Annotated in this window: 21 protein-coding genes; 15 read left to right on the forward strand and 6 right to left on the reverse strand. The window is 74.3% G+C overall.

The genetic code is table 11. From position 1 onward, the window contains the following. The first annotated feature begins 51 nt into the window (after positions 1-51). On the forward strand, positions 52-999 hold the full coding sequence (locus tag ACFYXS_RS30095; RefSeq protein ID WP_389253938.1) for a DUF2510 domain-containing protein: 948 nt from the start codon (positions 52-54) through the stop codon (positions 997-999). A 75-nt stretch (positions 1,000-1,074) separates the two neighbouring features. Here the strand turns inward: ACFYXS_RS30095 and ACFYXS_RS30100 are convergent, their stop codons facing one another. Further along, complete coding sequence (locus tag ACFYXS_RS30100; RefSeq protein WP_389253810.1) at positions 1,075-2,277, reverse strand: amino acid deaminase/aldolase; 1,203 nt, start codon at positions 2,275-2,277, stop codon at positions 1,075-1,077. A gap of 148 nt (positions 2,278-2,425) precedes the next feature. On the opposite strand from ACFYXS_RS30100, the gene ACFYXS_RS30105 reads away from it, so the two are divergent. Continuing rightward, positions 2,426-3,445 carry a hypothetical protein gene (locus tag ACFYXS_RS30105; RefSeq protein ID WP_389253812.1) on the forward strand — a complete coding sequence of 340 codons (1,020 nt, stop codon included), beginning with the start codon at positions 2,426-2,428 and terminating at the stop codon, positions 3,443-3,445. Next, positions 3,442-4,653 (forward strand): type VII secretion-associated serine protease mycosin, encoded by a 1,212-nt coding sequence (mycP, locus tag ACFYXS_RS30110; protein WP_389253814.1) that lies wholly within the window; start codon positions 3,442-3,444, stop codon positions 4,651-4,653. The genes ACFYXS_RS30105 and mycP overlap by 4 nt, the downstream gene beginning before the upstream one ends. Here the strand turns inward: mycP and ACFYXS_RS30115 are convergent. Then, positions 4,619-5,632, reverse strand: a complete 1,014-nt coding sequence (locus ACFYXS_RS30115) for a serine hydrolase (protein WP_389253816.1) — start codon at positions 5,630-5,632, stop codon at positions 4,619-4,621. The genes mycP and ACFYXS_RS30115 overlap by 35 nt on opposite strands. Positions 5,633-5,727: 95 nt before the next feature. On the opposite strand from ACFYXS_RS30115, the gene ACFYXS_RS30120 reads away from it, so the two are divergent. Next, the gene (locus ACFYXS_RS30120) at positions 5,728-6,462 is read left to right on the forward strand and encodes an SseB family protein (protein ID WP_389253818.1); all 735 of its coding nucleotides are present in this window, start codon (positions 5,728-5,730) and stop codon (positions 6,460-6,462) included. A 51-nt stretch (positions 6,463-6,513) separates the two neighbouring features. Here ACFYXS_RS30120 and ACFYXS_RS30125 read toward each other — a convergent pair whose 3' ends face one another. Further along, positions 6,514-6,891, reverse strand: coding sequence for a DUF1844 domain-containing protein (locus ACFYXS_RS30125; protein WP_389253820.1), 378 nt, complete (start codon positions 6,889-6,891; stop codon positions 6,514-6,516). A 400-nt stretch (positions 6,892-7,291) separates the two neighbouring features. On the opposite strand from ACFYXS_RS30125, the gene infC reads away from it, so the two are divergent. From infC to ACFYXS_RS30175, 10 genes are all read left to right on the forward strand, one after another. Beyond that, positions 7,292-7,951: a translation initiation factor IF-3 gene (gene infC / locus ACFYXS_RS30130; RefSeq protein ID WP_389253940.1), complete on the forward strand. Its 660-nt coding sequence runs from the start codon at positions 7,292-7,294 to the stop codon at positions 7,949-7,951. Positions 7,952-8,080: 129 nt separating this feature from the next. Further along, a complete protein-coding gene (rpmI, locus tag ACFYXS_RS30135) occupies positions 8,081-8,275 on the forward strand; it encodes a 50S ribosomal protein L35 (protein ID WP_319662038.1) in 195 nt (64 codons plus the stop codon). A 100-nt stretch (positions 8,276-8,375) separates the two neighbouring features. Then, on the forward strand, positions 8,376-8,759 hold the full coding sequence (gene rplT / locus ACFYXS_RS30140; RefSeq protein ID WP_093739444.1) for a 50S ribosomal protein L20: 384 nt from the start codon (positions 8,376-8,378) through the stop codon (positions 8,757-8,759). A gap of 117 nt (positions 8,760-8,876) precedes the next feature. After that, complete coding sequence (locus ACFYXS_RS30145) at positions 8,877-9,710, forward strand: TrmH family RNA methyltransferase (protein ID WP_389253822.1); 834 nt, start codon at positions 8,877-8,879, stop codon at positions 9,708-9,710. Between the two features lie 44 nt (positions 9,711-9,754). Next, on the forward strand, positions 9,755-10,891 hold the full coding sequence (locus ACFYXS_RS30150) for an ATP-binding protein (protein ID WP_389253824.1): 1,137 nt from the start codon (positions 9,755-9,757) through the stop codon (positions 10,889-10,891). 134 nt (positions 10,892-11,025) lie between these two features. Next, positions 11,026-12,159 carry a phenylalanine--tRNA ligase subunit alpha gene (gene pheS / locus ACFYXS_RS30155; RefSeq protein ID WP_389253826.1) on the forward strand — a complete coding sequence of 378 codons (1,134 nt, stop codon included), beginning with the start codon at positions 11,026-11,028 and terminating at the stop codon, positions 12,157-12,159. Then, the gene (pheT, locus tag ACFYXS_RS30160; RefSeq protein WP_389253828.1) at positions 12,159-14,663 is read left to right on the forward strand and encodes a phenylalanine--tRNA ligase subunit beta; all 2,505 of its coding nucleotides are present in this window, start codon (positions 12,159-12,161) and stop codon (positions 14,661-14,663) included. Before pheS ends, pheT begins: the two co-directional genes overlap by 1 nt. Positions 14,664-15,421: 758 nt before the next feature. Beyond that, positions 15,422-16,594, forward strand: coding sequence for a PP2C family protein-serine/threonine phosphatase (locus ACFYXS_RS30165; protein WP_389253830.1), 1,173 nt, complete (start codon positions 15,422-15,424; stop codon positions 16,592-16,594). Positions 16,595-16,711: 117 nt separating this feature from the next. Next, the gene (locus tag ACFYXS_RS30170; protein ID WP_319665902.1) at positions 16,712-17,005 is read left to right on the forward strand and encodes a hypothetical protein; all 294 of its coding nucleotides are present in this window, start codon (positions 16,712-16,714) and stop codon (positions 17,003-17,005) included. A 68-nt stretch (positions 17,006-17,073) separates the two neighbouring features. Continuing rightward, on the forward strand, positions 17,074-19,692 hold the full coding sequence (locus tag ACFYXS_RS30175; RefSeq protein WP_389253832.1) for an AAA family ATPase: 2,619 nt from the start codon (positions 17,074-17,076) through the stop codon (positions 19,690-19,692). Here the strand turns inward: ACFYXS_RS30175 and ACFYXS_RS30180 are convergent. Continuing rightward, entirely contained in the window at positions 19,683-20,546 is an 864-nt protein-coding gene (locus ACFYXS_RS30180) for a 3-hydroxybutyryl-CoA dehydrogenase (RefSeq protein WP_319665904.1), read from the reverse strand. The two genes, ACFYXS_RS30175 and ACFYXS_RS30180, sit on opposite strands and share 10 nt — an antisense overlap. Before the next feature lie 251 nt (positions 20,547-20,797). Here ACFYXS_RS30180 and ACFYXS_RS30185 point away from each other — a divergent pair, with 251 nt between their 5' ends. Further along, entirely contained in the window at positions 20,798-22,045 is a 1,248-nt protein-coding gene (locus ACFYXS_RS30185) for a glycoside hydrolase family 10 protein (RefSeq protein ID WP_389253834.1), read from the forward strand. 61 nt (positions 22,046-22,106) lie between these two features. On the opposite strand, the gene ACFYXS_RS30190 is transcribed toward ACFYXS_RS30185, so the two are convergent. Both ACFYXS_RS30190 and ACFYXS_RS30195 read right to left on the reverse strand, forming a co-directional pair. Then, positions 22,107-22,316, reverse strand: coding sequence for a DUF1918 domain-containing protein (locus ACFYXS_RS30190; protein WP_389253836.1), 210 nt, complete (start codon positions 22,314-22,316; stop codon positions 22,107-22,109). 90 nt (positions 22,317-22,406) lie between these two features. Then, on the reverse strand, positions 22,407-23,867 hold the full coding sequence (locus ACFYXS_RS30195) for an aldehyde dehydrogenase family protein (RefSeq protein WP_389253838.1): 1,461 nt from the start codon (positions 23,865-23,867) through the stop codon (positions 22,407-22,409). Positions 23,868-24,026: the final 159 nt, after the last annotated feature.

Here is a 24,026-nt window from a genome sequence, read left to right on the forward strand (position 1 = left end):
GGTGGTCTGACGGGAATCTTAAGGTCCTGGCCTTAGGGTGACGCCGTGACCATGACGACCCCGCCCGGCTGGTACCCAGAGCCCGGGCAGACAGGAAACGGCCCGGCACTCGAGCGCTGGTGGGACGGGTCCGACTGGACCGAGTACACCCGCGGCGCCCAGGTGCCCGCCCCGGCGTTCGGCGCCGGGGCGCCGGGCTATCCGCAGTACCCGGCCGGCTTCCCGGCCCCTCCGCGCAAGCGCCGCGGCGCCCTCGTCGCGATCGCCGTCGTCGCGGCGGTCGTGGTGGCCGGCGCGGTGGTCGGCGGTGTCGTCGCCCTGACCAGGGGCAGCGACAGCGGCGCGGACTCCGCCCGGCCCGCCCCCTCGGTCACCGCCCCCGGCCCCGGCCGGGACGGCGGCAACGGCCCGGACGGCGGCTTCGGCGGCGGTCCCGGGGACGGCCCGTCGAACGTGCCCAAGAGCGACCCCGGCTTCGCCACGGACCTCGTGGACGGCATCAGCCTGCCCGTCCCCGACGGCTGGACGGGCGGCACGAGCCGGTACGGGCTGGCGCAGCTCACCGTCGGCGAGTACACCTGCCCCGGCGACACCTCGAACACCTGCGTGCGCGGCGGCGTCTTCTCCATGCCCGCCGCGTCCGTGAAGCTGAAGTCCACCACCGCCGAGGCCGCGGCCAAGGAGGACATCGCCGGCAACGCCGAGGAGTCCTACGGCGGCAAGATCTACGGTGGCATCACCTCGCACACCCAACTGCTGTCGCAGAAGGTCACGGTCGCCGGCGAGCAGGGCTACCTGGTGCGCTGGAAGGTCGTCACGCAGAAGGGCGACGACGGTTACGTCCAGTCGCTGGTCTTCCCCTCGCCCATGGACTCCGCGCGGCTCGTCCTGATCCGTTCCGGATTCGACGTCGACGACAAGGCGCCGGAGCTCTCCGTCATGGACGAGATCGTCAAGGGCATCAAGTCCGCGGGCTCCGGCGGCGGCACGGGCATCTGACCGGTCCGCCCGCGGCCTCCGCCCCGCTTCCGTGCGCTCCGGCGACCCGGCGCGCACGGGAGCGGGCCCGCGACCTCACAGGAACGTCTTGCCCTCGCCGCGGTAGGTCGGGACCGTCGCGACGACCCGGTCGCCCTCCACGAGGCTCAGCGCGTCGAAGCGCTCGCACAGTTCGCCGGCCTTCGCGTGCCGGAACCACACCTTGTCGCCGATCAGCAGATCGTCCGCGGCCGCCCCGATCAGCGGCGTCTGCACCTCGCCCGGTCCTTCCTGCGGGTCGTAGCGCAGTCCCTCCGGCAGGTACGGCACCGGCAGCCGGTCCGCGCCCGCCGCGCCCGAGGCCGGGTAGCCGCCGCCGAGCACGGTCACCACGCCGACCCCCGGGCGCCGGACGACCGGCTGGGCGAAGAGCGCGGCCGGGCGGCCGCGGAACGAGGTGTAGTTGTCGAACAGCCGCGGCACGTACAGCCCGGACCCGGCCGCGATCTCCGTCACCGCGTCCTCGGCGGCCGTGCTCTGCACACTGCCCGTGCCGCCGCCGTTGACGAACTCCAGCCCCGGCACGACCTCCCGTACCGCCTGCACGACCGCGGCCCGGCGCGCCGCCAGCTCCTTGCGGGCCCGGGCCTGCATCAGCCGTACCGCCCGTGAGCGCAGCGGACGCCCCGCGATCGCGTCGCCCACCCCGGCCACGTGCCCCTCGTACGCCATGATCCCGACCAGCCGGAAGCCGGGTCGCCGGGCCACCTCGCCCGCCAGCGCGGCCAGTTGGGCGGGCCGGTGCAGCGGGGAGCGCAGCGCGCCGACGCGGACGCGGCCGCCCAGCATCCGCAGCGCGGTGTCCATCTCCAGGCAGACCCGCACGATCTCGGAACCGCCCGCGCGGGAGGAGTCGATCAGGTCCAGCTGGGCCACGTCGTCCACCATGACCGTGACGGCCGACGCCAGCTTCGGGTCCGAGGCCAGTTCCGCGTAACCGGCGCGGTCCGCGGACGGGTAGGCGAGCAGGACGTCGTCGAAGCCCGAGCGGGCCAGCCACACCGACTCCGCCAGCGTGAACGACATGATCCCCGCGAAGCCCTCGCGATCGAGCACCCGCTCCAGCAGCGCCCGGCAGCGCACGGACTTGGAGGCCACCCGTATCGGCTTGCCCCCGGCTCGTCGTACCAGGTCGGCGGCGTTGGCGTCGAACGCCTCGAGGTCCACGACCGCCACGGGTGCGTCGAGGTCGGCCGTGGCCCGGTCGTAGCGGGCCCGGTCTGCTGCACGATCAGACATGCGCGCAGCTTGCCAGAATGCCCCTACCGAGCGGTAGGGGCAAGTGATCCCGACTCCCACCGCGCCGGGCCGCCGCGACCAGTAGAGTGACGCCGCAGGTCCAATGCGCGAACAGGCCGTGTCCGAACCGGCCGTGAGGGGGCACCGGGTGAGCACCGGTTTCGACAGCGGGGGCACCACCCCCCGGCCGAGCTGGTCACCGCGCCCGATACCTCCCACCACCGCCACCTGGCCGCCGCCCGCCGCGGCCGGCCCCGTCGGAGCCGCCTACCCGGGGGCCGCCGCGCCGTCGCAGCCCGGCCACTCGCCCCTCGTCGCGTGGTCCTCGCCCGTCCCCCCGCCCGTCCCGCCCCCGCGTCCGCCGGGCGTCCCCGCCCATGCCGCGCAGGCCCGGCCGCGCGCTGCCGCCGCCGCTCTGTGCCTGGTGCTCGGCCTCGGACTGCTCGGCGGCGCCGCGGCCGGCATCTGGATCAACCACGAGCCCACCGCGCCCGCTCCCACCGCGGCGCAGATCAGCGCACGGCAGTTCGCGCAGGCCCGCGCACTGTGGCACAGCACGCCCGTCGACGCACTCTTCCCGCGCGTGCTGGACGGCCGCGGCGCCGGTCCGGGCGGCGCCGACCGCACCTGGACGCGGATCGGCGTGGCCCCGCCGAGCGGCTGCGCCGAGGCCTTCGACCCGCTGCTGGCCAAGACGCTGCGACCGGTCGGCTGTGTGAAGCTGCTCCGCGCCACCTACACCGACGCCTCGGAGGGCGCGGTCACGACGGTCGGACTCCTCGTCACCTCGGCCGACGCCCCGGCCATGCGCCGGCTCCACGACCGCTGGTCCGCCCAGCACCTCGGCTCCCGCGCCGATCTGATGCCCCGTCCGGTCGCCTTCCCCGGCACGGTGTCGGCCGGGTTCGGCGACAAGCAGCGTGCCACCTGGACCGTGGACGTGGCCGCCGACCTGCCCGTGGTCGTGTACGCGGTCAGCGGCTTCGCCGACGGCCGCGAGACCGGCGTCCCCCAGCCCGTCGCCTCCGCCGTCGCCGACGGCGCCACCGCGGCGCCCGCGCAGGCCGGCCTCGGCCATGACGCCAAGTCCCTCGCCGACGCGGTCGAGGCCCGGGCCCGGCAGGCCGCGCAGTCGCTGACGGCGTCCCCGTCGGGAGGTGCGCGATGAGGACCGGCGCGCTGCGGCGCACGGCCGCCTGCGTGGTGGCGGCCGCAGGACTCGCGTTCGTCCCGGTCGCCCCGGCGCACGCGGACGCGGTACGGGACGCGGACTGGGCGCTGGACGCCCTGCACGCGCAGGACGCGTGGCGGACGACGAAGGGCCGCGGCGTCACCGTCGCCGTCCTGGACACGGGCGTGGACGACTCGCACCCCGACCTGACGGGACAGGTGCTGCCCGGCAAGGACCTGATCGGCTTCGGCGACGGCCGCGGGGACGACGCGTGGGCCCGCCACGGCACCGGCATGGCGGGCATCATCGCGGGCCACGGTCACGGTCCCGACGGCGCGGACGGCGTGATGGGCATCGCCCCGGAAGCCAAGATCCTTCCGGTGCGCGTGATCCTGGAGGACAAGGACCCGCAGCGCAAGAAGGCCCGCACCACCCGCGGCGGGGCCCTGTCCGAGGGCATCCGCTGGGCTGCCGACCACGGCGCCGACGTCATCAACCTCTCCCTCGGCGACGACAGCCGCACCGCGCACCCCGAGGCCCAGGAGGACGACGCCATCCAGTACGCCCTGCGCAAGGGCGTGGTGGTGGTGGCCTCCGCCGGCAACGGCGGCGAGCAGGGGAACCGGGCCTCCTACCCGGCCGCCTACCCGGGCGTCATCGCCGTCGCGGCCGTCGACCGCTACGGCACCCGCGCCGCCTTCTCCACCCGGCGCTGGTACGCGGCCGTCTCCGCGCCCGGTGTCGACGTGGTCATCGCCGACCCCAACCGCCGCTACTACGAGGGCTGGGGCACGAGCACCGCCTCCGCCTACGTCTCCGGCACTGCCGCGCTCATCCGCTCCGCCCATCCGGAGCTGAGCCCGGCCCAGGTCAAACGACTGCTGGAGGACACCGCGCGGGACGCCCCGCCCGGCGGACGCAGCGACGCGCTCGGCTACGGGCTGGTGGACCCGGCGGCCGCCCTCGCGGCCGCGGCCCGCATCGAGCCGGAGGGCCTCACCCCGAGCCCCGCCGGCTACCCGCGGCAGTACTTCGGCTCGGGTCCCGACGCCGCCCGTGCCACGGCCGCCGCGGACGGGCACACCTTCGGCGACGGGATCGCGGCGGCCTTCGCCGTCGGCGGCGCCGCCCTGGTCGGTCTTGCCTCGGCCCTGTGGCTGCGGCCCCGGTTCACGACGCGGCGGAGCCGCCCTCAGCCCTGGTGAACGCCGCCACGGCCGCCTTGGCCGCGTCCTCGACCAGGGCGATTCCCCCGGCCCGGGTCGTGCTGCCGCGCGAGACGACGGCGACGAGGCAGGTGCGACCGCCCGAGGTGATCCGGCCGATGCTGTTGATGTCCCACAGCGAGGTCGTACTCCGCTGCAGCCAGCCGTTCTTGACCTCGAAGGCGCCGTCGGCCGCGCTCGGCACCCCCCAGTCCTGGCCCACCGAGACCCGGCCCATCAACTGGCGTATGGTGCCGCGCGAGGCCGCGTCCAGTGCCCCGTCCGAGCCGAACACCGCCCGCAGCAGGGTCAGTTGATCCGCCGCGGTGGTCTGTGTCAGCCCCCACAGCTCTCCGCTGCCGCCGCTCGTCCCCGTCAGTCCCAGTCGCTTGTCGGCGGCGTCGAGACCGGCGGCCCGGCCGATGCGGTGCCACAGCTCCAGTGCCGCCGCGTTGTCGCTGTTCTCGATCATGACCTCGGCCCGGGCCCGCTCGTACGACGTCAGCCGCCGTCCGGCGTCCTGCGCCCGGAGCAGCAGCGTCGCGAGGATGTCCACCTTGACGATGCTCGCCGTGTCGTACGCCCCCCGGCCGTACACCGCGCTGTTCCCCGACGCGGTGTCCGCGATCGCGACCGAGTACCGCGCGCCGCTGTCACCGGTGACGCCCGCCAGCGCCGTGCCGACCACCGTGTCGAAGTCCACCCGCGACTCCCTCTCCAGTTCCCCCGACACCACGTCCGCCGCGACGTCCCGCGTCGCCTTACCCGGCCGCGCGGAGACCGGCGCGGCCCCCACGTGCCGCTGCGCCGCGGACACGTACGTCACGGCGGTCAGCGACGCGGTCGTCAGGACCGCGACGGCCACCACCCCGCGCACCATCCCGACCGGTCGTCCGCCCCCGGGGTCGGAAGGCGTACGGGAGCGGTCACGGCGTCCGGCGAGCCGGCGCCGCCACGGGGTGGATGTCTCGGGGGCCATGCCCGGGAAAATTAGGGACCGAACATGCGTGTGCCATGAGAGAGGGATTAAGGACCGGTAACAATCGCCCCGTGCCCTGCGGCTACCCTCGGGGAGTGGCTCTCAAGAACATCCCGGACTCCGGATTCCCCGACGACGACGGCTCCGCCGACCCCCGGCTGGCGGCCGCGCTCGCCGCGTACGGCGCCGACCCGTCGGCGGAGGACGAGGTGCTCGCCGCGCTGCCGGGCGCCCGTGTGCTGGTGCCGGTCGTCGCGCTCCTGGGCGAGGTCGAGGAGGGACCCGGGGGACTGCGCCGGGAGAAGACCAGCGACATGGCCGTGCCCACGATCGAGACCGCCGACGGCCGTCGCGCCCTGCCCGCGTTCACCTCGACCGCGTCGCTCACCCGCTGGCGTGCGGACGCCCGGCCGGTGGCCGTGCCGCTGGGTCAGGCCCTGCAGGCCCTGGCCCACGAGAAGGCCGACACGCTCCTGGTCGACATGGCCGGCCCCGTCCCCTACGCCCTGACGGGCGCCGCACTGCGGGCCGTCGCCGCCGGCCGCGCCGGCGGGGACCCGCTGGCCGACCCGGCCGTCCGCCAAGCCCTGCGCATGGCCGTCGCCGGTGAGCCGGACGTGCTGCGCGCCCACATGGTGCCCTCCGCCGGCTCGGACGGCACCCTGGGCATCGTGCTGGCGCCCGCCGCCGACGTGCGCGGCGTCGCGCAGCGCGTCTCCGCCGCCCTGGCGGGCGACGAGGTGCTGCGCGGCGCGCTCGTGCGCGGCATCGAACTGGCGCTGCTGCCCGACGGCGCGACGCTGCCGGGCGAGCCCCTCTTCGCGCGCTGACGGCGCCGCCCCCGGAGGGCCGGCGCCGCGCGGTGGACGGTGCGTCCGTGACTAGCCGTGGACCGGCCCGGTGAACTTCTCGCCGGGGCCCTCGCCCGGGGCGTCCGGGACGGTGGAGGCCTCGCGGAACGCGAGCTGCAGGGACTTCAGGCCGTCCCGCAGCGGGGCGGCGTGGTAGGAGCCGATCTCGGGTGCGCCGGCCGTGATCAGCCCGGCCAGGGAGGTGATCAGCTTGCGCGCCTCGTCGAGGTCCTTGTGCTGGTCGCCCTCCTCCGCGAGGCCGAGGTTCACCGCCGCCGCGCTCATCAGGTGCACCGCGACCGTCGTGATCACCTCGACCGCGGGGACGTCCGCGATGTCGCGGGTCATCGTGTCGAAGTCGGGGCGGTCCGCGGAGGGGGACTCGTGCTGGGAGGTGGCGTCACTCATGCCTCACACGATAGGCCCACGTCGTCCGATTACGGTCTGCGGTCGATCGCTGGTATGCTTGACGATTGACCGGCTGGTCACCCCTCCGTCGACGCGCGGCCCACGAAAGCATCACCCAGTGGAGCCCATGGACGCGGAGGACGCCAGCCCACAAGTGGAGCTCCGATCTCCCACCTTGCCGGCCCTCGAGGTCGGCGGGTCACCGGTCAGGCGACGCGTTCTCGACGAGGACGCGGTGCCCGACGCGCCCCGCGGGGAATACCGCGGCGGTGCTCCCGGTTGTGAGGAGCCCGCCTGTGACCCGTTAGGGGCGTTTTTTGCGCCTTCTTCCGGGCGGAACCAACGACACAGTTACGCGGCTGTCGGCCAGTCAGCCGCGTGGTGCTACCGAGGAGGCCCCATCAGCGCCGAGCCCCGCATCAACGACCGGATTCGCGTCCCCGAGGTGCGACTCGTCGGTCCCAGTGGCGAGCAGGTCGGCATCGTGCCGCTTGCCAAGGCACTGGAGCTTGCGCAGGAGTACGACCTCGACCTGGTCGAGGTGGCGGCGAACGCACGCCCGCCGGTCTGCAAGCTCATGGACTACGGCAAGTTCAAATACGAGTCGGCCATGAAGGCCCGTGAAGCGCGCAAGAACCAGGCGCACACGGTCATCAAGGAGATGAAGCTCCGGCCGAAGATCGATCCGCACGACTACGACACCAAAAAGGGTCACGTCGTCCGGTTCCTCAAGCAGGGCGACAAGGTCAAGATCACGATCATGTTCCGCGGTCGTGAGCAGTCGCGCCCGGAACTGGGCTTCCGACTGCTGCAGCGGCTCGCGGACGACGTCCAGGACCTGGGCTTCGTGGAGTCCTCGCCGAAGCAGGACGGCCGCAACATGATCATGGTCCTCGGTCCGCACAAGAAGAAGACCGAGGCGATGGCCGAGGCCCGCGAGGCACAGGCCGCCCGCAAGGCCGGCCGCCTGCCGGGCAGCCCGGACGACGAGTTCGACACCGACGACGAGCACGGTGAGCAGCAGGAGCAGCAGCAGGACGCTCCCGCCGACGCCGGCTGAGGCCACCGGACCGGTGTCCGGCGGCAACGCCAGGGCCCGGAGCACCGCTCCGGGCAAGGAATGAAGGACTGACGCTCTCCGTCCGCCCCCGGGCGGGCGGGAGGGCCAGCGACGAGGAGACTACGGCGCATGCCGAAGAACAAGACCCACAGCGGTGCGAGCAAGCGATTCAAGATCACGGGCTCCGGCAAGGTGATCCGCGAGCGCGCCGGCAAGCGCCACCTGCTTGAGCACAAGCCGTCATCGAAGACCCGCGCCCTGACCGGCACGGTCGTCCTGGCCAAGCCCGACGCCAAGAAGATCAAGAAGCTTCTCGGCAAGTGACGGCCCGCCCCCTACGACCAGGGGGCGCGCTGCTGGACCGGGACCCATTCGCTTTCGGACCGTGTGACGACTTCCGCGGTCCCTCAAAAGGAGTTATCAAGTGGCACGCGTCAAGCGGGCAGTCAACGCCCAGAAGAAGCGCCGGGCGATCCTCGAGCAGGCCAGCGGTTACCGCGGCCAGCGTTCCCGCCTGTACCGCAAGGCGAAGGAGCAGGTCACCCACTCCCTCGTCTACAACTACAACGACCGCAAGAAGCGCAAGGGCGACTTCCGTCAGCTGTGGATCCAGCGCATCAACGCCGCTGCCCGCGCCAACGGCATCACCTACAACCGCTTCATCCAGGGTCTGAAGGCCGCCAACGTCGAGGTGGACCGCAAGATCCTCGCGGAGCTGGCCGTGAACGACGCCAACGCGTTCGCCACGCTGGTCGAGGTGGCCCAGAAGGCCCTGCCGAGCGACGTCAACGCCCCGAAGGCGGCCTGACCCGACGCTCTTCCGGACCCGCAGGCCGCGTGCCTGCGGGTCCGAGGTGTGTTCCGGGGCGGCGTCGCCCACCGCCCCCGCAAGCCCGCCAGACCCGACCGAAGTGAGTGCACCCCCATGGCCGGCCCCGAGCTGACATCCCTGCGATCCCCGCGTGTCGTCGCGGCCCACCGCCTCGCCAAGCGCAGCTTCCGCGGCAAGGAGCGCCGCTTCCTGGCCGAGGGACCGCAGGCCGTGCGCGAGGCGCTGGCCCATCTGGTCGAGGTCTACGTCACCCCCGAGGCCGCGGAGCGCCACGCCGGCATCGTCGCCGCCGCCCGGGCCGCCGGCGTGCCGGTGTTCACCGCTACCGACGAGGTCGTCGCCGAGATGGCGGACACCGTCACCCCGCAGGGCGTCATCGGTCTCTGCCGCTTCCTGGACACCCCGTTCGAGGAGATCCTGCGTGCCCGGCCGCGGCTGGTCGCCGTCCTCGCCCACGTCCGCGACCCCGGCAACGCGGGCACCGTGCTGCGCTGCGCCGACGCGGCCGGCGCCGACGCGGTCGTACTGACCGACGCCTCGGTGGACCTCTACAACCCCAAGGCCGTGCGCGCCTCCGCCGGGAGCCTCTTCCATCTGCCGGTGGCGGTCGGCGTGCCCATGGAGACCGTGGTCGGCGGGCTGCGCGGGGCCGGCGTGCGGCTGCTGGCCGCCGACGGCGCGGGGGAGCGCGACCTCGACGCCGAGCTGGACGAGGGCACGATGGGCGGCCCCACCGCCTGGATCTTCGGCAACGAGGCGTGGGGCCTGCCGGAGGAGACCCGCGCACTCGCGGACGAGGTGGTGCGCGTCCCCATCCACGGCCGCGCCGAGAGCCTCAACCTCGCGACGGCCGCCGCTGTGTGCCTCTACGCCTCCGCCCGGGCGCAGCGTGCTCCCGGAGGGTGCCGCACGGTAACCATGAGCTAGTAGGGTGGCGCCCCGGGGACCGCCCTGGAGAGGGGGTTGCGGGGATGGACGTCAGGACCACCGACGGAACCGAGCCGCGCGCGCTGCCGGCCTGGACCGCAGTCCTGACCGAGTTCGGCATCACGACCGACGAACTGCCCGACGGTCTCGTCGTCGCCGACGAGCGCGGCCTGGTCGTCTGCTTCAACGCCGCCGCCGCCCGCATCACCGCGCTCGACCCCGCCCGGGTCCTCGGCCTCCCGATCGAGCAGGCGCTGCCCCTGGAGGACCTCGACGGCCGCCGCTGGTGGCAGCTCACCGAGCCGTACGGGGGACTGGCCACCCGTACCGGACAACCCGAGCGCAACCTGCTGCTGCCCGGCGGCCGCGAGGTACTGGTCTCCGCCCGCTACGTCCGCGACCACCCCACAGGACCGGTGCGCCGGCTGGTCGTCGCGCTGCGCGGCACCGAGGCCCGGAGGCGCACCGAGCGCAGCCACGCCGAACTGATCGCCACCGTCGCGCACGAACTGCGCTCCCCGCTCACCTCGGTCAAAGGGTTCACCGCCACCCTGCTCGCGAAGTGGGAACGCTTCACCGAGGACCAGAAGAAGCTGATGCTGGAGACCGTCGACGCCGACGCCAACCGCGTGACCCGGCTGATCGCCGAACTGCTCGACATCTCCCGCATCGACTCCGGCCGGCTGGAGGTGCGCCGCCAGCGGGTCGACATGGTCGCCGCGATCCGGCGCCATGTGGACGCGCTCGTCGCCGCAGGGGAGTCGCCCGACCGCTTCCTCGTCCGGGTGGCCCAACCGCTCCCGGACCTGTGGGCCGACCCCGACAAGGTCGACCAGATCCTCGGGAACCTGCTGGAAAACGCCGTGCGTCACGGCGAGGGAACTGTCACCATTGACGTATCCGCGGCGCCCCGTCCGGCGGACACCCCGCGCGAGCGGGACCAGGCCGGCACGGCGGTGACCGTCAGCGACGAGGGACCAGGCATCCCGGAGGAATCCATGAACCGCGTCTTCACCCGCTTCTGGCGGGGCAGCAAGCGCGGCGGCACCGGCCTGGGGCTGTACATCGTCAAGGGCATCGTCGAGGCCCACGGCGGCACCATCATCGTGGGCCGCGCGCCCGGCAAGGGCGCCCAGTTCCGATTTATCCTGCCCGTCGGGGCGCCGGCCTTCATGGCCTGAGCGAGCGTGGTATTCCACCGGCCCCGACGGGCGTGACCAGCCTTTCCCCGTGGCCCCGATAGACTCGACCCTTGGCATTCAGCGGTCGGGCAGGCAGGTCGGCCACGCCATCACCCACATCGGAACGGGAAGAAATGTCGGCACCGAACAAGTCGTACGACCCTGTCGAGGTCGAGGCACTGAAACCGGAACAGATCGAGCGCCGGCGTGACGAGGCGCTCGCCGCGATCGCCGAAGCCGCCGACCTCGACGCGCTGCGCGAGGTCAAGGTGGCGCACACCGGGGACCGCTCGCCGCTCGCCCTGGCCAACCGTGAGATCGGCGCGCTGCCGCCGCACGCCAAGGCGGAGGCCGGCAAGCGCGTCGGCCAGGCCCGCGGTGCGGTCAACCAGGCGCTCAAGGCCCGCCAGGAGGTGCTGGAGAACGAGCGCGACGAGCGCGTGCTGGTCGAGGAGGCAGTGGACGTCACGCTGCCCTACGACCGCACCCCGCGCGGCGCCCGGCACCCGCTGACCACCCTCTCCGAGCGGATCGAGGACATCTTCGTGGCCATGGGCTACGAGGTGGCCGAGGGCCCCGAGGTCGAGACCGAGTGGTTCAACTTCGACGCCCTCAACATCTGGGCGGACCACCCGGCCCGGACCATGCAGGACACCTTCTTCGTCGAGGGCGACAAGCCGGCCGGGTCCGACCCGGAGGAGAGCGGTGTCGTGCTGCGCACGCACACCTCCCCGGTGCAGATCCGCTCGCTGCTCGGCCGCGAGGCGCCGGTCTACGTGATCTGCCCCGGCCGGGTCTACCGCTCGGACGAGCTCGACGCGACGCACACCCCGGTCTTCAACCAGGTCGAGCTGCTCGCCGTCGACGAGGGCCTGACCATGGCCGACCTCAAGGGCACCCTCGACCACATGGTGCAGTCGCTGTTCGGCGCGGACATCACGACCCGGCTCCGCCCGAACTACTTCCCGTTCACCGAGCCGTCCGCCGAGATGGACATGGTCTGCTACGTCTGCCGCGGCGAGTCCGTCGGCAACCCGGACCGGCCCTGCCGCACCTGCGGCAGCGAGGGCTGGATCGAGCTCGGCGGCTGCGGCATGGTCAACCCGCGGGTGCTCACCGCCTGCGGCGTCGACCCGAAGAAGTACAGCGGCTTCGCCTTCGGCTTCGGCATCGAGCGCATGCTGATGTTCCGTCACAACGTCGAGGACATGCGAGACATCGTCGAGGGTGACGTGCGCTTCACCCTTCCGTTCGGGATGGAGATCTGATGCGGGTCCCGCTTTCTTGGCTGCGGGAGTACGTCGACCTGCCCGCCGGCGAGTCCGGCCGCGACGTCCAGGCCAAGCTCATTTCCGCCGGCCTCGAGGTCGAGACCGTCGAGCAGCTCGGCGCCGGGCTCAAGGGCCCGCTGGTGGTCGGCAAGGTGCTCACCATCGAGGAGCTGACGGGCTTCAAGAAGCCGATCCGCTTCTGCACCGTCGACGTCGGCATCGCCAACGGCACCGGCGAGCCGCAGGAGATCGTCTGCGGCGCGAACAACTTCGCCGTCGGCGACAAGGTCGTCGTCATCCTCCCCGGCGGTGTGCTGCCCGGGAACTTCGAGATCTCCGCGCGCAAGACCTACGGCCGCACCTCGCACGGCATGATCTGCTCGGGCGCCGAGCTGGGCATGGGCGACGACGGCTCGCACGGCATCATCGTGCTGCCGCCGGAGCACGAGGCCGGCTCCGACGCGATCGAGCTGCTGGAGCTCGTCGACGAGGTGCTGGACATCGCGGTCACCCCCGACCGCGGCTACTGCCTGTCGATGCGCGGCGTCGCCCGTGAGGCGGCCATCGCCTACGGCCTGCCGCTGCGCGACCCGGCGCTGCTCGACGTGCCCGGCCCCAACTCGCACGGCTACGAGGTGCGGGTCGCCGACCCCGCCGGCTGCGACCGCTTCACCGCGCGCACCGTCACCGGGCTGGACCCCGAGGCCGCTTCGCCGGTGTGGCTCCAGCGCCGCCTGCAGAAGGCCGGCATGCGGCCGATCTCGCTCGCGGTCGACGTCACCAACTACGTGATGCTGGAGCTGGGCCAGCCCCTGCACGCGTACGACCGGCACCGGGTCGAAGGCGCGATCGGCGTGCGCCGCGCGCAGCCCGGCGAGAAGCTGACGACGCTCGACGGCCAGGTCCGGGTCCTGGACCCCGAGGACCTGGTCATCACCGACAACCGCGGGCCGATCGGCCTGGCCGGTGTCATGGGCGGCGCCAACACCGAGATCGACGAGACGGGCGCCACGACGACGGACGTCGTCATCGAGGCCGCGCACTTCGACCCGGTCGCCATCGCCCGTACCGCGCGCCGCCACAAGCTGTCCTCCGAGGCCTCCAAGCGCTTCGAGCGCGGTGTGGACCCGCAGGCCGCGTCCGCCGCCGCGCAGCGCACCGTGGACCTGCTGGTACTGCTCGCGGGCGGCACCGCCGAGGCCGGCGTCACCGAGATCACCGCGCCGTCCGCGCCGCACACCATCGGCATCCCGGCCGACCACCCGGACAAGGTGGCGGGCATGGAGTACGGCCGCGAGACGGTCGTGCGCCGGCTGCAGCAGGTCGGCTGCGACGTCTACGGGTCCGACGAGCTGATCGTCACCGTGCCCTCCTGGCGTCCCGACCTGCGCGACCCCAACGACCTCGCCGAGGAGGTCATCCGGCTGGAGGGCTACGAGAACCTGCCCTCCACGCTGCCGCACCTGCCGTCCGGCCGCGGGCTGACCGAGTCGCAGAAGCTGCGCCGCCGGGTCGGCCGCGCGCTGGCCGGCGCGGGCTACGTCGAGGTGCAGAACTACCCGTTCCTCGGTGAGGGCGTCTTCGACCAGCTCGGTCTGGACGCGGACGACCCGCGCCGCATCACGGTGCGGCTCGCCAACCCGCTGTCGGACGAGGAGCCCGCGCTCCGCACGACCATGCTCCCCGGCCTGCTCGGCGCGCTGCGCCGCAACGTGGGGCGCGGCGCGCACGACCTCGCGCTCTTCGAGACCGGTCTGGTCTTCCGCCCCAGTGGCGAGGAGCCCGCGCCGCCGCGGCTGCCGGTCGACCGGCGTCCCACCGACGCCGAGATCGCCGCGCTCGACGCCGCCCTCCCGCGGCAGCCCCGCCGGGTTGCCGTCGTCCTGTCGGGCGCGCGCGAGCAGTCCGGCTGGTGGGGCCAGGGCCGTCCCGCGACCTGGGCCGACGCGGTCGAGGCCGGGCGGGTCGTCTCCCGCGAGGCCGGGGTCGAGCTGATCGTCCGTCAGGACCGGCACGCCCCGTTCCACCCGGGCCGCTGCGCGGCGCTGCTGGCCGTCGTGGACGGCGAGGAAGTGCTCGTCGGCAACGCGGGCGAGCTGCACCCCCGGGTCATCAAGGCGATGCACCTGCCCGAGGGGACCGCCGCCATGGAGCTGGACCTGGACCGCCTGGAGCGCGCCTCGACGGGCGTCGTGGCGGCCCCCACGGTGTCCACCTTCCCGGTGGCCACCCAGGACGTCGCGCTCGTCGTGGACGCCTCCGTCCCGGCCGCCGAGGTCGAGACCGCCCTGCGGTCGGGCGCCGGCGGGCTCCTGGAGGCGCTGCGCCTGTTCGACGTCTTCACCGGCGACCAGATCGGCGCGGGCAAGAAGTCGCTCGCGTACTCGCTGCGCTTCCGCGCCCCCGACCGCACGCTGACCGCGGAGGAGGCCTCCGCGGCCCGCGACGCCGCGGTCGCCGTCGCGGCCGAGCGCACCGGCGCCACCCTGCGCGGCGCCTAGGCCCGATCCCGCCGCCAGGCCCCGCGCGGGGCGCCCCCGGATCCCGGGGGCGCCCCGCGCGCGTTTGCGGGCGCCCCGCGGTCCGGCGCCGGACCGACGGATCCGTCGGTGCATGGGGGCGTCCCGCGCATGACACTGCGGCCGGTGGTTAGCGGCTCGGGCTTGGGCGCGCTGTGTCTGCTCGGACGCATTCACCGGTGACTGGCTCGGTGCGGCAAGAAGCCGTTCGTCTCCTCGGTGCGCCTCTGCGCCTCTGCGCGCCTGACCGCACGCTGACCGCGGAGGAGGCCCTTGGCGGCGCGCGACGCCGCGGTCGCCGTCGCGGCCGAGTGCACCGGAGCGGGCGCCCCGCGGTCCGGCGCCGGTCCCCGGGTCCCCCCGAGCGACGTGTGCACTGGCGATCAGCTCGGTGCGGGAGCGGGTGGCGCGGGCGCTCTACGGGCCGGGTGCCCGGAGTTCCCCCGACCGCACGCTGATCGCGAAGGCGCCCCGGCCGGCCGTGAGACCCCGATCGCCGTCGCCGGCCGGGCGCACCGGGGCGCCCCGCGAGTGAACACGCGCGTATGCGGGCGGAGTGGGGCACTCGGGGCGGGGGCGATCACTCCGATACCCCCGATCCGGCGACATAAGGGTCACGTCGCACGATCGGGTGAACTGGCCGGAGAGGGGGTGGAACCCGGCCGGTCGGTCGACAGAATCGTGGGCGAACCAGCCCCGCTCTACGCGGGAGCGACGGCTGCGAGGGGGAGCCCGGCGGCATGATCGGACCCAGGGTGGCCATGGCGATGACGGGCCGCGTGCGGGGGTGGCTGTTACTGGCGTGGCCGGGTGCGTGGGTGGTCGCCGTGCTGGGGCTGGCCTGCGGGGTGCCCGGCGGTGACGAGTGGCTCCCCGGCGTCGCGGCGGCTCCCGCCCTCGCGTGCGCCGGCTCGGGGCGGCGGCGGTGCGTCGCGGTGCACGGCGGGCTCGCGGTGGCCGCGCTCTTCGTACCGGGGCCGGGCAGGCCGCGCCCCGGTGCCGCGGTGGCGGTGGTCGTGGTGCTGGCGGCCTGCTTCTGGCTGGCCGACCGCAGGAGCAGGCTGGCCGCCGAACTGAGCCGCGCCCGGGAGGTCGCGGTGGCCGCCCAGCGGGTGCTGCTGCGCCCGCTCCCGCACCGGGTGAGCGGCCTCACCGTCGCCGCCGACCATGTGTCGGCCAGCCGGGGCGCCGACGTCGGCGGCGACCTGTACGAGGTGCTGGCCACGCCGTACGGAGTGCGCGCCGTCATCGGCGACGTACGCGGTCACGGACTGGAGGCCATCGGCACGGTCGCGGCGCTGCTCGGCACCTTCCGGGAGGCCGCCCACGACGAGCAGGAACTCGGCGGGCTGCTGGTGCGGATGGACCGGGCGCTCGCCCGGCACGTGCGGGAACGCCCGCTCGCCGCGGAGGAGTTCGTCACCCTGATGCTGCTCCAGCTCGACGAGGACGGCCAGGTGGACGTCCTGAACTGCGGCCACCCCGGCCCGTACCGGCTGTCCGCGGACCGCCCCGGCAGGGTCGTGGCGCTGCCCCTGGAGGCAGGGGAGCCCCTGCCGCCGCTGGGGCTGGTGGACGCGGCCGCCGGGGCGAAGGCCGTGCGCTGCGGTCAACTACTGCCCGGTGAGGCGCTGTTCCTGCACACCGACGGCGTGCCGGACGCCCGGGACGCGGACGGCGCGTTCTTCCCGCTGACGGCCGCGCTGGAGGGGGCCGCACGCGCCGCGGGCGGGCACACGCTGTGCGCGCGGGCCCTGGTGGACGCCGTGCGGGCCGCCTTCATGCGGCACACCCGCGGCCGTCTCACCGACGACATGGCCCTGCTCGTCCTGCACCGGGACGCCCCGCGCGTGCCCGTACAGGCGTGCGGCGCCCGGACCGTGACCCGTCGTTCCGGAGTGCCGCGCGTCTGATCATGCTCATCCTTGGTACACCTTGGTCGATCCGTGAGCGAAACGCTCATTGTCCGCCTTGTGCGCCGTTGTCGTACGAGGAGCGTCACCCGAGGAGAACCGAGCAGAGGGGCAGGCATGGCACCACCGACCGCCACCGACGTCGCGCTGTCCGCGCCCGCGGGAGAACTCATCGCCGTCGTCGGCCCGCCCGGCCCGCAGCGCTCCGCGCTCCAGCACGCGCTCAACGACGCGCCCTGGCACCGAGGTCCCGCCGTGACGACCACCGTCATCAGCGACGGTGCCTGGAGCGAGCTGCGCCGGGTCGCGGCCGCGGGCATCACCGTGGTCGCCGCGTGCGACGCGACGGTCGCCGCCGAGGCCAACGCCCACCGCGTCGTCCTGCTCCCCGATCCGGACGGGGTGGCGTGACCGATGCCTCCGTGCCAGGCTGACGCGCGCCATTGACAAGGTAGTTGAATAAACGTTGTCATGTGCATATGCCGTCCCTGATCGGGCGTCGGGAGATCCTCGACCATGCCCGGACACAGCTGAGCGCCGGTCCGGGCGTCCTGTTCCACGGGTCCGCGGGCATCGGCAAGTCCGCGCTGCTGAACGCCCTGACGGAGCAGGACGGGGAGTCGTCCGCCGGCGGCTCCGTACTGCGCTGCGCCCCCGTCGAGGAGGACGCCAAGCTGCCCTTCGTGGCGCTGATGGACCTCTTCGCCCGCGTCCCCGAGGCCTACGTGGACGAGCTGTCGGAAGGACCCCGCGCCGCGCTGCGCGCCGCCCTGCTGCGCGGGCGTGAGCCGGTCTCCCCGCAGAGCCGGCTGGCCGTGCGCGACGCGGCCGTCGACCTGCTGCGGGCACTGTCCGCGGCCGGCCCGGTCCTCATCGTCGTCGACGACCTGCAGTGGCTCGACATGCCGAGCGCCGAGGTCCTCTCGGTCGCCCTGCGGCGCCTGTACGACAAGGCGCCCGTGCGCTTCCTGGCCGCCGAGCGCGTCATGGACGGCGAGGAACCGCTCGGACTGCGCTGCTGCCCGCCGGGCACCACCACCGTGTCCGTGCCCCCGCTCGCCGACGGCGAGGTGGCCGACCTCCTGCTGGAGCGCACCGGCCGGCAGTTGCCCGAGCACGCGCTGCGCGCGATCCAGGAGACCGCCGCGGGCAATCCCCTCTACGCGATCGAGCTCGGCCGCGCCGCCCTGCGCGACGGCACGCCGGTCGAGGCCGGCGACACCCTGCCCGTACCGCCCCGGCTCCGCGACCTGCTCCTGGACCGGGTACGGCTGCTGCCCGCCTCCGCCCGGCAGACGCTGCTGGTCGCCTCCGCCGCCGCCCGCCCCACGCTGCCGCTGCTGACCGCCGCCGGTATCCCGGACCCGGCGGGCGACCTGGCCACCGCCGAGGCGCTCGGCGTCGCCGTCGCCGACGCCGAGCAGACGATCCGCTTCCACCACCCGCTGATCCGCGCGGCGGTCTACGCCGACGCCCCCGAACACGGCCGCCGCGCGGCCCACAAGCTGCTCGCCCGCGCCGTCCCCGAGCCCGTCGAGCACGCCCGCCACCTGGCGCTGGCCCATCCGCACGCCGACGAGACCACCGCGGCCACTCTCACCGCGGCCGCCGGGTCCGCCCGCCGCCGCGGTGCCCCCGCCACCGCCGCGGAACTGGCCGCGCTGGCCGCCCGCCGCACCCCCGCCGACCGCCCCGCCGAGCGCGCGGAACGGCTGCTGGCCGCCGCCGAGTACGCCAGTGACGCGGGTCTGCGCGCGGACGCCGACCGCTCCGCGGAGACCGTCCTGGCCGAGGCCGCCTCCGCCCCGCAGCGCGTCCGGGCCCGGCTGATCATGCTCGGCAACGCCGGACAGGCGCTCGGCGGCACCGGCCGGCTCATCTCGGACGGCCTGGTCGAGGCCGAGGGGCACCCCGAACTGGAGGCCCGTCTGCACCACTGGGCCGCGGTGCGGCATCTGATCGGGGGACGTCCCGCCCAGGCCGCCGCGCACGCGCGGCGCGCCGCCCACCCGGCGCCGGGGACCGGCCCGGCCGCGGGCGCCGTCAGCGCCGACACCCGGGTGGCCGCCCTGGCCCTGCTCGCCCGGCTGCACGCGCTGCACGGCGAGGCCGACGCCGCGGACTCCGCCCTCGGCGAGGCGATGGCGCTCCTCGGCCCCGCTGACGAGCCGGGCGCCCGGGAACTCGTGCGCACCCGGGCGCTGCTGGCCGCCGACGCCGACCGCATCGACGAGGCGGAACGCGAGATGGCCGGGCTCCTCGACCGGCCGGGCCAGTACGCCTCCGTGGAGGAGACCGCCGCCACCCTGGTCGCCCTGGTCCGCATCCAGGTCAGGTCCGGGCGCTGCCGCGAGGCCCTGGACAACGTGGCCCGCTGCGCCGTCCTGCCGGTCCGCGCGGGCAGCGACTCCCCGCCGGTGCTCTACGCCGCCACGCTCGCGGAGACCGCGGGCGGCCGGCTGGACCGTGCCCTGGAGCTCGCCGACCGTACCGTGCGCGCCTGCATGACCGACGGCGACCAGCTGTTCCTGCTGCGGGCGCTGGGCGTGCGCGGCCGGGCCCAACTGCTCGCGGGGGGACGGGAGAACACCGCGGCGGCCGTCGACACCCTCCGGCAGGTGCGGCGGCTGGGGGAGACGATGGGGATCTGCGACCCGGTGCTGCTGCGCTGGTACGGGGACCTCGCCGAGGCGACCGCCATCCTCGGCGACACCGACGCCGCCGCCGAGGTGCTGCGCGCCGCCCGCCGCCGCGCCGGGAACCGTCCAGCGGTGAGCGTGGTCGCGGCCCTGGAACGCGCGGAGGGACTGCGGGACAACGCCCTCGGCCACCACAAGCGGGGCATCGCCCGTATCCAGTCGGCCGTCGCGCGGCTGCGCGGGCGGTCACTGCCGCTCGACCTCGCCCGCACCCTCATCGTGCTGGGCGCCGCCGAACGCCGCCCGCGCCGGGCCGCCGCCGCGCGCGGGGCGCTGACGGAGGCCCTGGGGATCAGCTCGGCCGTGGGCGCGGCCCCCATGGAGGCCAGGGCCCGCGCCGAGCTGGCCCGGTTCGGGGGGAGCCGCCCGGCGGCGACCCCGGCCCCGGGTTACGTGTAGTCGTAGAAGCCGTGGCCGCTCTTGCGGCCCAGGCGGCCCGCGTCGACCATGCGCTGCAGCAGCGGGGGAGCGGCGTACAGCGGCTCCTTGAACTCGTGGTACATCGAGTCGGCGACCGAGGCCACGGTGTCCAGGCCGATCAGGTCGGAGAGCTTGAGCGGGCCCATCGGGTGGGCGCAGCCCATCTCCATGCCGTTGTCGATGTCCTCGCGGCTGGCGATGCCGGACTCGAACATCCGGATCGACGACAGCAGGTACGGGATGAGCAGGGCGTTGACGACGAAGCCCGCCCGGTCCTGGGCGCGGATGGGGTGCTTGCCCAGCACGTCGGTGACCAGCTTCTCGGCGCGCACCAGCGTCTGGCCGTCGGTGGTCAGCGCGGGGATCAGCTCGACGAGCTTCTGCACCGGCGCCGGGTTGAAGAAGTGGATGCCGAGCACCTGCTCGGGACGCGAGGTGGCGACGGCGAGCTTCACCAGCGGGATGGAGGAGGTGTTCGAGGCCAGGATGGCGTCCCGGCGGGTCACCACCTGGTCGAGGACCTGGAAGATCTCCGTCTTGACCTGCTCGTTCTCCACGACGGCCTCGATGACGAGGTCACGGTCCGCGAAGTCGCCGAGGTCGGTGGTGAAGCTGAGGCGCTCCAGCGCCGCGTCGCGCTCCTCCTCGGTGATCTTGCCGCGCTCGGCGGCCTTGGCGAGCGACGTCGTCAGGCGCGTGCGGCCCAGTTCCAGCGCCTCGCCGGTGGTCTCCGCCACCCGGACGTACAGTCCGGCCCGGGCGCACACCTCGGCGATGCCCGCACCCATCTGGCCACAGCCCACCACACCGACAAAACGGATGTCGTCGTTCAACGCCCAGCCTCTCCCTGATCGCGAGACGAAGACCCGGGCCGTTGTACGGACCGGACCAGCCCGATCGACATTACACCCGGGTGGACCACCGCAGGCCGCCGGTGCGACGGTGCCCCCGGGTCGCACGTCAGGCCGCCCCGGAGCCGCCGGACGGGGCCGCCCGGGGACACGCCGGTGCCCGGCACGGGTTGCCCGCGGCGGCCGGTTCGCCGCATGATCGGCCGAAAGTGACGGATCATCAGGGGGATCGGATGGCTCACCTCTCACGCAGGGCCTTCGCCGCCGGTGCGGCCGGCGCCCTCTCCGTGGCGCTGACGTCGGCGGACGCCTCGGGTGCCACCGCCGGTGCCGCGGTCCCGGCGGGCGGCGCCGCGCTGCCGCAGTTCCGCGGCATGTGGCTCGCCACGGTCGGCGGCCGCGACTGGCCCTCGGCCCGCGGCGGCTCGCCCGACGAGCAGCGCGGCGAACTGCTGGACTACCTCGACACGGCCGTGGACCGCCGGCTGAACGCCGTGGTCATGCAGGTCCGGCCCACCGCGGACGCGTTCTGGCCGTCCCCGTACGAGCCGTGGTCGGAGTACCTGACCGGCGTTCAGGGCCGCGACCCGGGGTGGGACCCGCTGGGCACCGCAGTGGAGGAGGCGCACGCGCGCGGGCTGGAACTGCACGCCTGGTTCAACCCCTACCGGGTCGCCAACCACGCCGACCTGTCCCGGCTCTCGCCCCAGCACCCCGCCGTGCGCAACCGCGGCTGGGCCGTCCCGTACGCCGGAAAGCTCTATTACAACCCCGGTCTGCCCGAGGTCCGCGCCTTCGTCCAGGACGCGATGCTGGACGCGGTCCGCCGCTACCCGGTCGACGGCGTCCACTGGGACGACTACTTCTACCCGTATCCCGTGGCGGGGAAGGCGTTCGCCGACGACGACGCCTTCGAGCGGTACGGCGACGACTTCTCCGACCGGGCCGCCTGGCGGCGCCACAACACCGACCTGCTGGTGAGCGAGACCGCGGCGCGCATCAAGCGCCTGCGGCCCTCGGCCCGGTTCGGCATCAGCCCGTTCGCGGTCTGGCGCAACGGCACCACCGACCCGCGCGGCTCCGCCACCCGCGGCGGCGTGCAGACGTACGACGACCTGTACGCCGACACGCGCGGCTGGGTCCGCAAGGGCTGGATCGACTACATCGCGCCCCAGGTGTACTGGAACATCGGCTTCGAGATCGCCGACTACGCGACCCTGGTGCCCTGGTGGTCCGACGTGGTGGCCGGCACCGGGACGGACCTCTACATCGGCGAGGCCCTCTACCGGGCCGGCGCCGCCGGCGAGGCCCAGGCCTGGCAGGACCCGGAGGAGCTGTCGCGGCACCTCACCCTGGCCGCGGACCACCCGCAGGTCGGCGGCCACATCTTCTTCGCCGCCAAGGAGGTCGTCACCGATCCCATCGGCGCGATGAGCCGCGTCGTCCTGGACCACTACCCCACCCGGGTCCGGGCACGCTGAGGGGACCGCGGCCGCGCGGGGGCGGCCACGGTCCCGGAAGCGGTGGCGCAGGTGCCGCGCGCTACGGCTGGGGGGTGCGGGTCACGCCGCGTTCGTGCTCGACCACCGAGTCCGGTCCGGGCGACAGGATGCACTCGTGCCCGTCCTCGAACCGCACCCGGTACGGCGGCTCCCCGCTCTTGCCCATGACCTCGACGATCTCGGCCACCTTGTCGTGCTGTCCGACGACACGGCCGTGCTGCCTGACGTGGTCACCCTTGTTCGCGTGCATCGGTCGACCTCCTGGGAACTCGGCGGTCCACGGCTTGGCCCCTCCAGTCTAGGGTCGGCGGCCGGGTCCGCACCCGCTGCGCGGGACGCCTCAGAAGGGGTACCGGGGCTGCTGCGTGGCCACCGTCAGCCAGCGGGTGTTGGAGAACGCCTCGATGCCCCAGCGGCCGCCGAACCGGCCGTAGCCGCTGGCCTGGAAGCCGCCGAAGGGCGCCTGCGGCTCGTCGGCCACCGTCTGGTCGTTGATGTGGACGATGCCGGTGCGCAGCCGGCGGGCGACGGTCAGGCCGTGCGTGGCGTTCTCGGTGATGACGCCCGCGGTCAGCCCGTGCTCGGTGTCGTTGGCCAGGGCCACGGCGGTGTCGTCGTCCGCGAAGCCGGCGATGGTGACGAGCGGCCCGAAGGCCTCGGCGCGGTAGAGCTCCGCGTCGCGGGGGACCCCGGAGAGCACCGTCGCCGGGTGGACCGCGCCGTCCGGCTCGCCGCCGCCGGTCAGCAGCGCGGCGCCCCTGTCGACGGCGTCCTTGATCAGGGCGGCGACCCGCCGCGCCGCATCGGGGCTGACCAGCGGGCCGACGACGGTGTGCGGGTGGGAGGGGTCGCCGGCGCGCAGCGAGGCGACCTTCGCGGTGAACTTGGCCGTGAACTCCTCGACGAGGCTCTCGTGGACCAGGAGGCGGTCGGCGGACATGCAGATCTGCCCGGCGTTCAGGAAGACCCCGAAGACGGCGGCGTCGACCGCGTGGTCCACGTCCGCGTCCTCCAGGACGATCACCGAGTTCTTGCCGCCGAGCTCCAGGACGACGGGCTTGAGGTGGCGGGCGGCGAGCGTGCCGACGATCCGGCCGACCTCGGTGGAGCCGGTGAAGTTGACGGCGCGCACCCGCGGGTCGGCGATGAGCGCCTCGGCGACCTCGGCCGCGTCCTGGGGGGCGTTGGTGACGACGTTCAGCACCCCGTCGGGCAGCCCCGCCTCGCGCAGCAGGTCCGCGACGAACAGCCCGCACGCCACCGGCGCGTCCTCGCTGGGCTTGACGACCACGGTGTTGCCCGCCGCGAGCGGCGCCGCGACCGCGCGGACGCCCAGGATGAGCGGCGCGTTCCACGGCGCGAAGGCGGCCACGACGCCGAGCGGCTCGCGCACCGCCAGCCCGAGCCCGCCCTCGTCCTGCGCGCTGAGCACCTCGCCGCGCGGGGCGGTGGTCGCGGCGGCGGCCTCGCGCAGGATGCCGGCGGCCAGCCCGACGTTGAAGTACGCCCAGGGGCGGGTCGCGCCGGCCTCGTGGGCCATGATCCCGGCGGCCTGCTCGGTACGGGCCTCCAGCAGGTCGGCGGCGGTGAGGAAGATCCTGCGCCGCTCCACGGGGCTCAGCGCCGCCCAGTCCGGGAACGCGCCGTGCGCCGCGTCCACCGCCCGCGTGATGTCCTCGGGGCCCCCGGCGGCGACGGTCGCCCAGACCTCGCCGGTGTACGGGTCGAGGTCCTCGGTCGTGCGCCCGGAGGCGGCCGGGACGTCCTTGCCGCCGATCAGCAGTTCGCGCGTGATGGTCATGGCAGCCCCTTGTCCTGCGGCGAACGGCGTTGTTCGCACAGTGAACCATCGTTCATTGAGCTTTCGGCCACCGAGTCTGCGGCGCCCCCGGCGCCCTGTCAACGGACCGGCACCAACGGGCACATGCCGGATCGGGACGCCGTGCCCGGCCCCGCGGGC

Origin of the sequence: Streptomyces sp. NPDC002574 (assembly GCF_042889545.1) — a bacterium.
In the GTDB taxonomy this organism is placed as follows: domain Bacteria; phylum Actinomycetota; class Actinomycetes; order Streptomycetales; family Streptomycetaceae; genus Actinacidiphila.